Consider the following 15296-nt stretch of genomic DNA (forward strand, 5'->3'; position numbering starts at 1 on the left):
CACCTAAGCACTTTCTAAACTGGCGAACTCATCGTTTAGGCAATGCGATAATGCCCCCGGACGCGTATTGTTTAGGTATACCAAGCGGTTAAATACCAGCGATTGGATCAGATCATGATAGGTCATGCCCTCACCTTGAATATCATGACAAACAATACTGAGTTTGTTGCCTTCAGGACGCTTCAAATCAGGTTTAGGATTAGTTTCAAGTACATATAGCTGACCTTGATTATCCATGCGTAAATCAACACGAACCAAAGTATGTAGACCAAGCTGCTTGAAGATTTTGATCCCCAAATCGGCCAATTGCTTACGCAGCTCAGGATCTTCAACTTTCAATAAACGGTCATCAGTGATCGGTTTAACATCCATCGATGTAAAGATTGGTTCATCTTCAAGTAGTACACGTTCAGTGATTGAAAATGCCAACGGCTCTTCGCGTTTACTTAGTTCATCATTTTTGAACACAACAGGCCCAGCAACGGCAACCACAAACTCACGACCAGAAAGGAAAGGTTCGATCATCACCGTATTATTTGTCGCAGCTTGCACGTGCTCGATCTTATGTTTTAACTGTTCGCGATCAAAAACAGGGTATACATGGACAGAGGCGCGACCAGAAACAGGCTTCACCACAAATGTCGAACCGAACTCTGCTTCCATACTGTCTAACTTCTGTTGGTTAGCAATAGACTGAATATCTTCCCCAAGCGCGACAGTAATAAACGGTGCCGTTGGAATACCGGCGGCATTAATTTCATGCTTAAACAGGTGTTTATTATCTAAAACACCCGCTGTCATCGGTGAATGACCGACATAAGGAACACCCAGCATTTCCAACATCGATGGTAAGTGGCACATCGAGTCAAAGCCTTGTAAACCACCACTATTGGTCACCACTAGATCAATATTCAGTTCTTTTAATCGTCGGGGTAAATCAATATTTTCTGGCAATACACAAACGTGCTTAAAACCTGATTCACATAGTGCATCTGCAATATCACAGGCGACAGGTTGGTATGTTTTGGTAGAGCGCGGGCTCAAATTTTCATAAATGAAATTCTCAGGCTGAGATTTTTCACCACCATGAACGACAGCAATGCTTAAAAACTCACGAATCCACTTTTGCTGACTACGGCTAAATACACTCATTTAAAACTCAATATCTCAATCTAAAACGTAGTGGCTAATCAATGTTATTAGCCACTCTTAACAATCAAATAAGGGTTAACTTATCGACAATGGTTAGCCAACCCGCAGGTTCACGCATTAACTTATCAGCACGGTAATGTTCCCCGCCGACTTTTAATTTATGCCCTTTGATGTTGACAATTACGCGTTCTTTTTCGATTTTTGCTGCTTGTGCAAACAGCTCACGTACCATGTTTAACGCAGGTGTTTCGTCGTTATATTCGAATGGCAACTCTTCTTCGCCAAACATATTTGCTAGGCCATAGTCGATATTCATTTCGTGGAATGCACGGTAGTGAAGAATTTTTGCAACTTTATCAATCGCAGGAGCTAACTTGCTTAAACGGTATGCCAGTGATTGACCGTGAATAAAGCCCGCCGCTGCGGTAGCGGCACCGGTAATCACGTTTCCTGGAATACAGTCGGTAGCTAAAGCGGCGGTTTGAGATTCAAGCTTCAACTTTTTACAGTCGATGATCAGTTCACAAAGCTTATATTCTAACGTTAACCCTTTGCCTTTAAATTGGCTCAGTGACTCGTTTAGACGCACCAGATGGGCAATCGTTTTTGCGTCTGAACGACCATGACGCGCAGCCCCTAACGCATTCACATGCGTCACACCAGATAGAACACCGCCTGAAAATGATACGGCCGCCCCGCCAATTTTCTTCGCGCAGCGTTTCTTGAAGTACGCTGCCGTTTTGGTGTTTTGGTACGAGTTAGCATCCATTGGTGACAATATTGGGTTAGCTTCCAACTTTTTCGCATCACGCTTACCAGACCACTCATAGATCTCGGAAAGAATGTCGTAGCCCAGTTTTACAGTGCCAATAATGTCACCCGCACTACCAAACTCGATCCCACTCCCTGTGGTATATAGACCTTCACCTTTAGCAGCGCCAACGATGTCTTTCGTTGCACTCGCCCAATCCCCTGCAAAACCAAGGATATCACCGCGCATGTCATTAACGACTTCACCATAAATTTTGGCTTCATCGATCGCTTTTTGCTTAGTAAAACCTTGTTGCTTGGGTAGTTTTTTCTGGCGAGCAGTCACCTTGGCACCGCTTTTCTGATCTAGCGGTGTATATGTGCCCTGCGTACCGACACTTGCGATGCCAGCATTACTTAAAATATGATTTCTATTTCTAGCGTCTTCTAGATCGTAACTTTTCTTTCGACCAAACATAATTCAACTCACAATTTATTCGTTGATAAAAACTTAAGTTCATCCGGGACTGATTCAGTATTCCCCGCTACCAATCAGTCCCATTTTTAATATGTCATTAGGATGAAATAACCCTTAAGTGATATAGCTGGGTTTATTTAATCACTAGTGATTAAAGGACCAATCTACCAATTCTTTGGTTTCATCAAGGTAAGCATCAAAACAAGTAATATGTGCAGTCACATCAACCGCAGTTGCTTGCATAACGAAACTCATTTGCTGAATTTTATCGACGTAATGCTTAACTTCGTGATAACTCATCGCTACATCATTACGTGCTTTTTTAATTTTCATGCTTTCTTGAAATTCATCATGATGAAGCCCATCAATATTGAATGTATTTTCAATTAAGCGCTCTAAAACCACCTGACGGTTATCGAGTAAAACAGCCGCTTGTTTTAACTTCGCCAAATTCCGCTGTAGCTTTAGTCCAAGATCTGAAATATCTTTAGCATGCCATTTCGCAATTTTTCTTAGTGCTTCTGTCTCACCAAGGCTTTCACTTAAACTATCTAAGTTTGCGGCATCATATTTTTGACGTTTACGCGCTTTTCTCGCGCTGCCCATCGCTTTAGCCGCAGCTTCAATCCCTTTAAAAGTATACTTAACCGCGATCTCGCCACCAGGAATGAGCGTGAACGGTAACTTTATGTATTTAATTGGATTTTTCTTTTGAACACGTACTAAATCTACAATTTTACGGCGGGCTTTATACAATCGACCACTTGTGGCAGATTCATAAGCGTGGGCTGAATTATCCAGATAATCCCCACCACCATACGTACCTCTCTTATGGCGTTCATGACTAATAAAGCTATCTGAATCCGACATTTTAGGTGATGCAAAAGCCTGTAACTTTTGAGCTGCTACTCGGCTAAAGCTGGCAGAAAACTTTTGCTTCGTTTCTTGAATAATCGCTTTCTGCTCGACTTTATCAATGACATGCTTATCTATCAGGCCGTTTAATTCTGTAAATTTATCGCTGCCTAGTGCAAGGTCGATAATAGGATCGGCTTTACCCGCTTTTAACTGCTTTCCAATATCTAATTCAGGCATAATTAATATACTCCTTTATGTTTCACACTAAAAAACACTATTCAATAAAGATACTTACAACACTATTTTCAATAGCGACTTCAACGTTTTCCACATTCAAACCTTCACTCAAACGAACAATGCATTGTGTCGCAAGTTCAGGCATTAAAGTGCGGTTAATTATCTGCTCAATAGCTCGAGCACCCGTTTCAGGAGAATGGTTCTGGGCGATCAAGTGCTCTATTAGCGCTTCGCTGTAAGAAAAATTAGCGCCGTAATGGCTACGAACACGTTTTTCAATTCGGCCTAGTGATAAACGGGCGATTTTTGTCATCTCGTCATGGTTTAACGGGAAGTAAGGTACAACCGTCGTTCGACCAATGAATGCAGGCTTGAAGAAATTCTGCAAAGCCGGGGAAATGGCTTGCGTTAATTCAGGGATGTTCGGACGTTCGATTTCACACGCATCAACAACGGCGCTATCAGCAGCATTCGACGTCATAATAATGATGGTGTTTCTAAAGTCGATTTCACGCCCTTCACTGTCTGAAATCGTGCCTTTATCAAAGATCTGATAGAAAAGATCGTGCACCCCAGGGTGAGCTTTCTCCATTTCATCCAGCAGCAGTACCGAGTAAGGGTTTTTACGTACGGCTTCTGTTAGTACACCGCCTTTGCCAAAACCAACATAGCCAGCAGGCGATCCCAATAGCATCGAGATTTTGTGCTCTTCTTTAAACTCTGTCATGTTGATGGTTGTGATGTTTTTCTCGCCACCATATAACAAGTCAGTTAGCGCAAGTGCTGTTTCTGTTTTACCCACACCGCTCGGGCCACACATAAGGAAGACACCAATAGGTTTACGTGGATCTGTCAAACCCGCACGCGACATACGGATCGCTTTTGAAATCTCTTCTATCGGTGCTTTTTGGCCAATCACACGCTGACCAATTTCTGACTCGATATTCAGCAAACGCTCAACTTCGTCTTTCACCATGTTTCCAACAGGGATCCCGGTCCATAGCGCAATCACTTCCGCAATTGTTTGCTTGTCTACTTGTGGGATCACAAGCGGTGCCTCACCCTGCAGCAGGCTCAATTCAGCCATCAAGGTTGCTAATTTTTTCTGCTCTTGGCTGTTAGCAACCTCCTCGCCTGCACTGAAGCGTTCAGAAATAATGCCTTGTAGCTCTACAATCTGATTCACGAGGTCTTTTTCAGTATTCCAGCATGACTCAAGTTCTGAGTATTCAGCCTCAAGCACTTCAATTGTCGCCTGTATCGCCTCAAGCTTGTCAGTACCATTTGCTAGCATCGCATGTTCATGAGCACAGGACGTTTGCTCGCTTTTCGCATAGCGAATTTGTTCGGCAAGGTTATCTAACTTTTGTGGCAATGCGCTTTGGCTCAGGCCAATACGCGAACACGCAGTATCGAGTAAGCTGATCGCTTTATCAGGTAATTGGCGTTCGGGTAGAAAGCGAACCGATAGCTTTACTGCCGCTTCTAGCGCTTCTTCTAAAATGGTGACTTTATGGTGCTTTTGCAGGCCTTTTGAAACACCACGCAACATTTGAATGGCATCTTTTTCATTAGGCTCATTAATAGCAACCAGTTGGAATCGACGCGTCAATGCGGCATCTGTTTCAAAATACTGTTTGTACTCGGCCCAAGTAGTCGCAGCAATGGTTCTGAACTCACCACGAGCCAGTGCTGGTTTTAATATGTTTGCAGCATCGTTTTGGCCCGCTGTACCACCTGCACCAATTAAGGTGTGCGCTTCGTCAATAAAGACAATAATTGGACGCGGTGATTGCTTCACTTCTGCCAATACATCTTTTAGGCGATTTTCAAATTCACCTTTTATGCTTGCCCCTGCTTGAAGCAACGATAGATCAAGCGTACGTAACTCAACATCAATCAATGATGGTGGAACGTTACCGTCGATAATTTGTTGCGCTAATCCTTCAACAATTGCGGTTTTGCCGACACCAGGGTCACCCACTAAAATTGGGCTATTTTGACGACGGCGACATAGAATATCGATTGATTTACGGATTTCGGGGTTACGGCCAGAAATAGGGTCCAGCTTTCCAGAGCGGGCTGCTTCCGTTAAGTTATGAGTATACTTATCTAGCGCCGCAGTACTTACTTCCCCACCAAAGCTTTGCTCTGTTTGGTGATCTATTTGAGCGCTTGCTGATACCGCTGTTTTTGCTGCATGCTGTTTCAATGATTCCATCGAAACAGTATTCAGCCATGCAGCAAGTTCGCCGTTATAGCCGCCCAAATCAATGCGCTGCTTCAATACCATCAGCACATGGTAACCATTAACACTTACATTACTGTGGTTCAGCGATGCTAATAACCAACAGTCTTTTAATAACTCAACCAAAGATGGCGACAATGATGGTGCACTGTCGTTTCCACGAGAAAGGCTGTTAAAATAGCGTGTTAACCCTTGGATGATCTGTTCATTATCAATATTGCTTTGTTGAACGAGTGCTTTCCAGCCACTATCAGCATCGCTCATCAACTGATAAAACCAATGCTCAGACTCAATGCTAAAATGTGTCCTTGCCATACAATCACCCGCCGCCATTTCAAGCGCACTTTTCAGTGGTGGGGTTAATCGTTTGACCAAACTTTGTAATTCAACGTTGATCATGCTGTGTTCCTGTTATGTTTGAGTGGCATTACCACGTAATGTTGTTTTAATTGTTTAGGTGCAAGCCATGTCGATTGAGCCAAGCGAATATCCGTACCTTCTTTGCTGGAAAGCTGTAATCCAGGAAGGAAACGCCCACACACTTTCATCATCAGCTTCAATTTAATATCCGATCCCATGTAGTGGCGGACAAAACCATCGATCGCATCAACCAAATGTTCGTCGTTTCTTATCTGCGTAAACTCTTTGCTGTTAGGTAACACTGTTACGACCAACTGCTGGAAAGCTGTCACGGCACTTTTACCAACTAAGGCGTCAAAACCTAATTGGTTATTTTGTCCGGACTTCCCTAACTTAGTAATGCAGCAAGGCAGTAATGGCTGGTGCTCGACCTCGCCGTAACAGACCTCGAACTCATACTCGAAATAATCGGTGAGCAGTTCGCCTAAGGTGTCTAAGCACGACAACTTGAGTCCCATAACACCGCTGTATTGCACTAAATGACGGCTAGATAACGTTGAATTGTTGCCTAAATCACCACTTAAATTGGCCAACATTTGGCTTAAAGCGACGTCATGGCGATTCCAACTAAAGTGTTCTTCTTCAGCCTGTAGTGCCAAGTTGTGCTTTATTTCAGTCTGGCTATGAAGACGGTAATGACGGTTACTAAAACCATCGAAGAAATCGATTAACGCACTGTTTCCTTGCTCGAACTCTTCTTTCAACGCCTCAATATAGATATGACGCGGCATCACGCCTTGACTGCCTGATAGTGACGGTAAATCACAGGTCAGTAGCCACTGATTTGCCCCTTCAAGCTCAACATCAACAATGTCCGATTGCTGATAAGCGGGTAACGTACAAGATGAAAAGCGAACAGATGGACGCTGCCCCAATTGTGCCGCTTGGTGTTTGATCAGCTGAACAGCCTGAGATAACCCAAATGAGTAAGGCGTTTCTCGCAACAAAGTCAGAGCAGATTTTTGCATCCTGACCTCCTTGGAAATACACGGTGCTCCCCTTCTCTACCGTCAAGCAAAATCACCACTTGTGTGAAGCTGTTGAAGCCAGCAAAGTACGCAAAGAACTGATCAAGCAGCTGTGATAGCAGCTCAACGCCGCCACCAAGTGCTTTACCGTTTAGGGTGATATAAATACGCGTCCCACTGGCAAAACAGCTTTTGCCTGAAATACGGATTGGGGCAACGACTTGCTCTTGTGCAAGCTTTACAATGGCTTCAACATACGCAGAGTTTTGAGAACTCTCATTGTGGTTGTATAAATTCAGCATGGCTTTAAGCGCAGCAACAGGCTCATCAGCACCAAAAATGGCTTGATAATTGAAGTGCAAATGCGCCAATAATGGCCATGCATCTTGCTCTGTCGCTTTAATACGCACTTGGGGTTTTGGTCTTCTTAGCAGCGAAATATCAGCAGGTAATGAAATCGAATCATGACAATGAATATCACTGCTCACAGACAATTGATTCGATAAATCACCGTTGGAACACGTGGCATTAATCAGCAAGGTATGTGCGCTTCCATTCGCGCTAATATGCTCAAGATCGGCAACACGTAGGTAACTATCTAACTGACGATCTTCAGCGTTCCACGCTTGCTTAAGTTGCCAGCGTAAGCCTATCTCTGCACCTCGAAATTTTTCACCATACAAAGAAGGCACGGTTTTCACTTGTTGCTCGGTCACGTCTAACACGCTATCCACCGAGAATACTTGGAGTTGATCTTGCCCACCCACATCCAAAATAATGGGATATTGGCCTTGGCTAAAATCAACTTTCATCGGATCGGCCGTTAACGATTGCAAGTTAATGATTGGCGCACAAAACAAGTGGAAGTTTTCTAGTCCTAGACTACGTGCCAGCTCAATCGGCATGTCATCCATGAAAATCACAATCTTCATGGTGCTTTGCTTTACCGCTGACAATGCACCCGCCATATTCACTTTCATTGCATGGAAGCGTTCAGAGAACATGAAGAACTCCGTAAGCAATTTAAATCCACCAAAGCTACGAACGCTATATGGCAAGACATAATCACTAGCGTCAAAACCCACTGGTGACAACGCATCCACCCCAAGCTCAATAAAAGTGTCATCCAATCTGATACACACTTGGTTGGTACCGGCGAACAGGTAATCATAAAGACGCAACACCGATGCCGTTTCACCGCGCAAGAAAATAGGTAGCACGTCTAACGCTAAATCGGAGAAGAGTAACGTGGGATCCGTTGTTTCTAGCTCCAGCTCCAACATAGCTTTCGCTTGCTTAACACTTTTCGGCTTAGCAATATCAAAAGGCGCAATAGATACCTGTGCTGATTTAAGTGCAATTGGATATAAATCCACATCTTGGCACGTTCTATAAATAGCAGTATCAGAGTCGCTCTCTGCAATACCTAAATGTGTGCCTTTAGGTAATGTGTATCGCGCTGCAACTTCCTCATGGGGCTGCATTTTTACTAAGCTGTACGACGGAATTGGGCGCGTAAAATGAGGAAAGAGCAGCTGCAATAGGCTGTCGGTTAACTGTGGGTAGTTATCATCCAAACGCTGTTGGAGCTTGGCATTCATAAATGCAAAGCTTTCAATCAAACGGGTCACTTGAGGATCGTCAATCCCATCACCATTTATGCCTAACGTTTTCGCGACACCAGGGTGGCGGCGTGCGAAATCACCAGCATCTTTGCGAATGAAGGCTAACTCTTGTTCGAAATAATTAAGTAATGACTCAGACAAGGTTGGTCTTCCTTACATCTAAACTGCTGGTGGTAAAATCTAAACTCGAGTCAAAAACAACAACATCTTCACCAAAATCTGTGGTGACTGAGCCTTCAATTCGGAACTTAAGCTTATTGGTATCGATAGAGGCTTCATCTAGCTCGATATCAACATGTTTTAAACGAGGCTCGAACACTTGAATTAAGTGCTTAATTTCATGCAGCACAACAGTACTGTTTGCTCGATTTTGTGCGCGCATCGCGGTGGCCATCCCAAAGGTCGCAATAGAATCACGACTCTGTATTAGTAATGATTCTGCCCCCCAAATGGGTGCCCGTGACGAGAGTAACGATGACAGGTTTTCAATAATGGCATCACGCACACTGTCGACATCGTTATGCCACTCTCCTTTCATTTTGGCTAATAGGCTCATTCTGCGACCTCACCGAGCTTACGTGCTGACACATCGGTAAGCAGGACAATATGAGTATCTAACATTTCATACTGATACTGAGGCTGGAGGTGGATCTGACAACGGTACTTAGTGGAATCAAAACTGTCTTGCGTGAATGTCACGCTGGCTTGCTTTAATGGGTATCGAGCCATAATGGACTCATCGCCATAGTCAACACCGCTAATATAATTCTGAAGCCACTGCTCTAAATCGCGCTCACAAGTTGCAGCACTGTCAAAACTACCAATACGATCGCGGATTTGAGCTTTGATGTAATGCGCAAAACGACAGGCCATCAGGTTGGTTTGCAGCATGCCATTTACACGACTGGCTTCATCTGTTGGCTGCCACACAGATTGATTGCTAAAGAAGCCATTTTGATCGCTTAAATAAACACTAGAGATCGGCACAAGACCTTGCTCCGACCAGAAACTATCGTGCTCGCTGTAAATATTGATCCGCGCATCTATCGATAGCCGATCACGATTCAACATTGGGTCCTTTGATGACGACTGGCCAGTGGCTGGAGCATTCCCTGATACAGAAGCTGGCGCATTAATAATTGCGCCATAACTGCCTGATTCTTCATACGCACGTAAAAAACCAAACCAGCTAATGCGATCAAACTCTCGGATAACATTTGCAGCTAACAAATAGGCGGCATTACCCCACAGAACTGAACTATCGTTAGCTAATTCGGTAAAGACGAAACCCGCTTTGTAAGCTTGATAAGGTGAACGTAAACGGTATTCAGGTAATACAATATTTAGAAAACGACTTGAGCCACGCTGGCGTAATAATTGCCAACTCTGGAAATCTAAGCTGGTCAAAATACGTTTTATTCTCGCTTGATCGTGGACCAAGCGTGCGGGTTCATCACCGAAGAAGTATTGATCCAAACCAAGCGCTATTGGGCATAGCGAGCGTTCGCCCAGATCCGCCAGTAATTGCAATGTATATAAATCATCAAATGTTGCTTCTTCGTCCAAATCGAACTGAACAAGACGATCCGCAACCAGTAGCCCAAATGGCTGCCCACCAGCGGTATCAAGTTCTTTTGAATAGACTTTTTTATAAAGCGCACTATGCGAAAGATCAAAGGACTGATTTAGATCAGCCGATAACTCAGGCCAACTCACATCAATGAGTTTGATTTTAACTCGACGAGTAGAAACAGGTAGAAACGTCAGGTTTTGTACATTGGTCCAGCTTGCTTCAAGTTGTTTGAATGCAGGATCTTGAATAACGGCCGAAAGCTGATCACTTAATAGTCCATCTAGCTGACAAATTACTTTGCTCAGTAGTGCTTTAAACCCTGAAATATTTTGCTGTTTGGCATTGTCTAACAGCATTCGCCAAAGCCCTACATCTTGTAAGATGCTGGCGGATGATGTTGGAGTTGATGTTGTCATAAAAACCTCAAACCGAGGGAAGAAACCTCCCCTCGGAAATATTCGTTAGCCTGGAATGTTAGCTACCATGCGTAGTGATGATGTTAACTCTTCCATTTGTAACCAAGGGCGTAGGTATGCTACTGCAGAGTAACAACCTGGACGGCCGGCTTGCTCTTCAACGCTAACCTTAGCTTCAACAAGTGGGTGTGTTGATTTTGCTTCGTTACCAATCGCATTAGGGTTCACATACTGGTGAATCCAATCGCTTAGCTCTTTCTCGATGTTGGCAGGATCAAGGTTTGAACCAACGCGGTCACGACCCATTACTTTTAAGTACTGCGCGATACGGCTACTTGCCATTGTGTATGGCAGGCGAGCAGAAATTGCAGCATTAGCCGTTGCATCTGGATCTGTATACGTTTTTGGTTTATGCGTTGTTTGGGCACCCATAAACACGGCATAGTTGGTGTTTTTGTAGTGAACAAGAGGTAGGAAGCCAAGATCACTCAGCTCTTTTTCACGCTCATCAGTTAGGTTAACTTCTGACGGACATTGCTGAACAAGATCGCCAGCTGGCGTGTAGTAAGTAAAGTTAGATAGGTTTTCTACTTTACCGCCGTTATCTGTACCACGGATAGCCGTACACCAACCAAATTGAGTATAAGCTTGAGTCAGTAGCAGGCCGTATTCGTATGCTGCGTTGCTCCATACGAAATCATCTTGTGATTCAGGTACAGCATTGCCGTTTACATCCTGAGAAAGCTCTTCAAATTCAAAAGAACTTACTTTTACAGTTGCTTGGCCATAAGGAAGACGCGCAATTGTTTTTGGTAGCGTAAGAGCAACGTAACGTGAATCATCGCTTGCACGGAACGCATTCCAGCTTGCGTATGCTGGCGAATCAAAACCAGCAGCAACAGGCTTACCTTCAGAGAATGTTTCGAAAGAATCGAAATCAAACATGCTTGCGTTGGCAGCGGCAACAAATGGAGAATGCGACGCGGCAGCCACTTCACCCATGTAGCGAAGTAGCGCAACATCTTCGTCGCCGTAACCAAACTCGTAATCGCCAATTAGCGCACCGTAAGGTTGGCCACCCGCTGTACCGAATTCTTCTTGGTAAACCATAGTGAAGAAGCGGCTACGATCGATTGCTGGCGCATCTTCAAACTGCTCTAGTAGCTCATCTTTTGTGTAATCAGCTAGCTTGATTTTTAGATCAGGGCCAAGTTCGCTATTCTTAACGAGTTTTTGAAGACCTAACCAAGTCCCTTCCAGTTTCTGGAAATCTGGGTTTTTCATTACCGTAGAAAGCTGTTCAGAGATCTTCACGTCAAGCGCTGCGATCGCTTTCTCGATAGTCAGTGTAAGGTTTTTATCCCAAGTCACTGTACCTTCAAGTACTTGAGACGTTAGCACAGACAACAGTTCTTTTGTCGTATCTGCTGGTGTTTGTGTCGTTGCTGAAATAGCACGATCAAGGAAGTTTAGTTCACCTTCAGCCGCTTCTGCTTGTGGTGCTGCTTGTTGTTCAGTCGTCATTATTCTTCCTCCCCACCTTTAACACCTAGTTCTTCTGCTAGGTGTTGAATCGCATCTGTGCTTTGCAGTACTTCTTTTAGCAAGCGCTCTAAATCGCGAGAACGATCAGCTTTGCTTAGCAGTACTTTTAGTTGATTACGTGTTTCAACTAACTGCTTAAGAGGATCAATTTGCTCAACCAGGTTTTCTGGGTGGAAATCTTTCATTGATTGCAGTGAAATATTTACTTCAAATTGGCTATCATCGTTCGCCAATTTGTTATCTACTTTGTAAGACAGACTTGGGTTAATTTGGCCCATCACTGTGTCGAAGTTGTCTTTATCAACACCAGTAAACTCACGTTCTTCTAGGTCTACTTTTTCACTTTCTGGCTTGTGACCAGAAAAATCACCAATAACACCAACAACAAAAGGCAGTTCTTTTGTTTCTGTTGCGCCATTAGTTTCTACATCGTAAGTAATGCTTACGCGGTTTTTGCTTACACGCTTATGTTGCGAGTTGAGAGCCATACTTCCCTACCTATAAATATTCAAAAATAATCAATGGGTTTAATGCGCTACATTGCTGTAGCGCATTAAGGACGATTATTTAGCGCCAGACAGAAGTTTGCCTTGCGGTACATGGTAAGAAACTAGACCGCCGTCAACCATCTTACCGCCGTCAGCTTCATGCTTATGCTTCTGATCAAGCTGAATGTAAGAAAGTGAAATGCTTTCAAATGGTTGAGAACCATCACTACCACTTACGTTGTAAGAAACTAGACGTGCTTTTTTCAGACCAACTTGGAAGTAAATCTCAGCACCAGAACCATCGCGTGCAGGCTTAGTAAATACGATATCGATGTCTTTACCTTCTGCGCCAGGGCTGAATAGGAAAGACAATAGATCTTCAGATGCGCCATCAACTTCTTTCGTGATGTTTACTTCGCTCATCGCAACCATGCCTGAATCAGCATTGTTACCGTTACCGATGTCCATCGCTACTTGACGCACTGCGCCCCAGCTGTATGAATTTAGAGCGAACCAACCGTCTTTTGGTAAACCTTCAACCGTTGCGCCGCCCTCAACCTTTACACCTTCTACGCGCATATAGATGCTCGCCATAATATTTCCTCTCTTCTTTTATGTTTAAATACAGGTCGATTACCACAGCGAGTCGCTGTTGGACGTTACTTCCTGTTCCTTTTGTTGTTCTTTTTCCGGCTCTTCCTGCACAACAGGCGAACTTGGCTCAACAGGTACTGGCGTAACTGCCGTCATCACTGTGGCCGAAGGTTGAACCTTTTGTCGTTCAGGTAAATGTGTTTGGCCGTCTTCGTCCAAACCAGATAAATTGAATACGCGATTAATCGTGTCTTGTTGATCGGAAAGCAGCTCACTCATCAGCTCAGGCAGAGATAGATATCCCCACCGAATCGCTTTCTCTAACAAGTATGAAACTGGGCTATGTGGCTCTGTTTTTTTGAAAAACTCAGCAAGTTCACGCATTTGATAAAATGCTTGATCACGGTTTTGTACTTGAGCATTTGCAACCGTAGTAAATGACACTGGTGTGACAGTCTGAGCCGATGCAACAACAGCAACTGAGTCAGAGTTTACAATCGTCATCGCAGTGTCTGCCCCATCGTTATTATTCGGCATGGTTGCTTCTTCAACTTGCGTTGCTTCATTCACAGGTGCAGTTTGCGCGTCTGATTCAGGCTTGATCGCCGAAATATACTCAACCACATGAAGTAACTTACCCAATAGCCCCAATACAAATTGGAAACTAGGTGCCGGCAGTAAAAACTCTTGGCAATGCTTTTTAACAACCGCTTCTATACCTGCTAGGTTTGTACGCAAAGACGCCAAATTATTGACCAATGTCGAAACTTGACTACGATTACTCATCGCAATGCTTTGGTAAGTTTGTCTGACCTCTGCAAGGTTGCCTTTGCGTTCTTCACTTAAATAACGTGAGTAATCTAAATCACTAATTAATGGCAACATGAGTAGTGGCGAATAAAGTAACGAGCTATCTTCCGACTCACCGACTAATTGAACAAACGCCTTTAACTTAAATTCGGCTATTTCTTTTTGCTTAGCAAAGTCATCCGATGCCTTAATCTTCCCATCCGGTAAAATTGGATGAAGGACAGGCCAATGATCCTCTACCAAGAATTTAAACCAAGAACTAAAGTGACTAGCTGTATTTATGCTAGGATCGATAATGATTTGTGCAGTAAGCATCCATGAGGCTAACTCAACGTCTCGCGAAGATGTTTTAAAAACGTCAAAGAGACTATCTGACAGGACTGACCAATTTTGTAAGTTGCTTTCTTGTAATGCATCAACCTCAGTTGGATCTGGTGTTTGAATCAGCTGACGTTGAGATGTTTGTGCGAGGTTAAACTCATTCCTTAAAGGTCTGAATACTTGTCTTTCAGATTTAAGGTAAGTACCACAAAATTGCTCATCGCTGATAGCTTGAGATAGGTTTTCAATCTTATCTTCAGTAAAGCGCACAGTATCCCTTTATTATTAATTGTTATTGGAATTCTTCATTTGAATAACCACCACCTACAAACAGCCTGAAAGGATGCCGTAATCTAGCAAGGGAGTGATTATTAAGCTGGTTTTAATAACAAAATTAAAAATAGTGTTTGTTTCGATTTTCACGATATCTTGTTTTCAAAAAGATAGAAACATAATTTTACTGGTACAATCAGGGTATAAATGGATGAATTATTCCACATAAAAATAAAATCTCACAAAAAACAATTATATTACAATGACTTAAATGATGAAATGAGATGTGTAATATAAAGTAAATGTGATAAATAACATAACGAGCATGTAAAATACTTATTTATAACTTTATATATATGGTTAATTAGCTGTATTTTTACGCACCATTCAATATATACAACCAAGCACATATTTACTTCGGTTATAACATTAATTAATCTATTTGGCTTAATTTTATAAATTACAATCAGGTACCAAACCTCTTTCTAATACACCAACTTAAATTGACTTTTATGCAGTCAATTTTCAGCATCAGCTCAA

The 15296-nt window shown here is 43.1% G+C and carries 12 protein-coding genes; all 12 read right to left on the reverse strand.

What is annotated here, in order from left to right:
- Positions 1-3 precede the first annotated feature (3 nt).
- Positions 4-1152: a D-alanine--D-alanine ligase family protein gene (locus OCU87_RS09495; RefSeq protein ID WP_094956978.1), complete on the reverse strand. Its 1149-nt coding sequence runs from the start codon at positions 1150-1152 to the stop codon at positions 4-6.
- 64 nt (positions 1153-1216) lie between these two features.
- Positions 1217-2380, reverse strand: coding sequence for a hypothetical protein (locus OCU87_RS09500; protein ID WP_261856988.1), 1164 nt, complete (start codon positions 2378-2380; stop codon positions 1217-1219).
- Between the two features lie 144 nt (positions 2381-2524).
- The gene (locus OCU87_RS09505) at positions 2525-3475 is read right to left on the reverse strand and encodes a hypothetical protein (protein ID WP_062690613.1); all 951 of its coding nucleotides are present in this window, start codon (positions 3473-3475) and stop codon (positions 2525-2527) included.
- Positions 3476-3512: 37 nt separating this feature from the next.
- On the reverse strand, positions 3513-6122 hold the full coding sequence (gene tssH, locus OCU87_RS09510; protein ID WP_261856989.1) for a type VI secretion system ATPase TssH: 2610 nt from the start codon (positions 6120-6122) through the stop codon (positions 3513-3515).
- Entirely contained in the window at positions 6119-7111 is a 993-nt protein-coding gene (locus OCU87_RS09515; RefSeq protein WP_261856990.1) for a type VI secretion system baseplate subunit TssG, read from the reverse strand. The genes tssH and OCU87_RS09515 overlap by 4 nt, the downstream gene beginning before the upstream one ends.
- A complete protein-coding gene (gene tssF, locus OCU87_RS09520) occupies positions 7093-8877 on the reverse strand; it encodes a type VI secretion system baseplate subunit TssF (RefSeq protein ID WP_261856991.1) in 1785 nt (594 codons plus the stop codon). The genes OCU87_RS09515 and tssF overlap by 19 nt, the downstream gene beginning before the upstream one ends.
- The gene (tssE, locus tag OCU87_RS09525; protein WP_094956982.1) at positions 8870-9292 is read right to left on the reverse strand and encodes a type VI secretion system baseplate subunit TssE; all 423 of its coding nucleotides are present in this window, start codon (positions 9290-9292) and stop codon (positions 8870-8872) included. Before tssE ends, tssF begins: the two co-directional genes overlap by 8 nt.
- Complete coding sequence (locus tag OCU87_RS09530; RefSeq protein ID WP_062690609.1) at positions 9289-10725, reverse strand: type VI secretion system contractile sheath domain-containing protein; 1437 nt, start codon at positions 10723-10725, stop codon at positions 9289-9291. Before OCU87_RS09530 ends, tssE begins: the two co-directional genes overlap by 4 nt.
- Positions 10726-10770: 45 nt before the next feature.
- A complete protein-coding gene (gene tssC, locus OCU87_RS09535) occupies positions 10771-12249 on the reverse strand; it encodes a type VI secretion system contractile sheath large subunit (RefSeq protein WP_094956983.1) in 1479 nt (492 codons plus the stop codon).
- Positions 12249-12758 (reverse strand): type VI secretion system contractile sheath small subunit, encoded by a 510-nt coding sequence (tssB, locus tag OCU87_RS09540; RefSeq protein ID WP_094956984.1) that lies wholly within the window; start codon positions 12756-12758, stop codon positions 12249-12251. The genes tssC and tssB overlap by 1 nt, the downstream gene beginning before the upstream one ends.
- Positions 12759-12833: 75 nt before the next feature.
- The gene (locus OCU87_RS09545) at positions 12834-13352 is read right to left on the reverse strand and encodes an Hcp family type VI secretion system effector (RefSeq protein ID WP_062690607.1); all 519 of its coding nucleotides are present in this window, start codon (positions 13350-13352) and stop codon (positions 12834-12836) included.
- Between the two features lie 39 nt (positions 13353-13391).
- Positions 13392-14753, reverse strand: coding sequence for a type VI secretion system protein TssA (locus OCU87_RS09550; protein ID WP_094956985.1), 1362 nt, complete (start codon positions 14751-14753; stop codon positions 13392-13394).
- Positions 14754-15296: the final 543 nt, after the last annotated feature.

Source organism: Photobacterium sanguinicancri (assembly GCF_024346675.1).
Lineage (GTDB): Bacteria > Pseudomonadota > Gammaproteobacteria > Enterobacterales > Vibrionaceae > Photobacterium > Photobacterium sanguinicancri.

Excerpts from the sequence above, each read along its gene's own strand:
- OCU87_RS09495 (WP_094956978.1), bottom strand. The coding sequence starts at position 1,152 with ATGAGTGTATTTAGCCGTAGTCAGCAAAAGTGGATTCGTGAGTTTTTA.
- OCU87_RS09500 (WP_261856988.1), bottom strand. The coding sequence starts at position 2,380 with ATGTTTGGTCGAAAGAAAAGTTACGATCTAGAAGACGCTAGAAATAGA.
- OCU87_RS09505 (WP_062690613.1), bottom strand. The coding sequence starts at position 3,475 with ATGCCTGAATTAGATATTGGAAAGCAGTTAAAAGCGGGTAAAGCCGAT.
- tssH (WP_261856989.1), bottom strand. The coding sequence starts at position 6,122 with ATGATCAACGTTGAATTACAAAGTTTGGTCAAACGATTAACCCCACCA.
- OCU87_RS09515 (WP_261856990.1), bottom strand. The coding sequence starts at position 7,111 with ATGCAAAAATCTGCTCTGACTTTGTTGCGAGAAACGCCTTACTCATTT.
- tssE (WP_094956982.1), bottom strand. The coding sequence starts at position 9,292 with ATGAGCCTATTAGCCAAAATGAAAGGAGAGTGGCATAACGATGTCGAC.
- OCU87_RS09530 (WP_062690609.1), bottom strand. The coding sequence starts at position 10,725 with ATGACAACATCAACTCCAACATCATCCGCCAGCATCTTACAAGATGTA.
- tssC (WP_094956983.1), bottom strand. The coding sequence starts at position 12,249 with ATGACGACTGAACAACAAGCAGCACCACAAGCAGAAGCGGCTGAAGGT.
- tssB (WP_094956984.1), bottom strand. The coding sequence starts at position 12,758 with ATGGCTCTCAACTCGCAACATAAGCGTGTAAGCAAAAACCGCGTAAGC.
- OCU87_RS09545 (WP_062690607.1), bottom strand. The coding sequence starts at position 13,352 with ATGGCGAGCATCTATATGCGCGTAGAAGGTGTAAAGGTTGAGGGCGGC.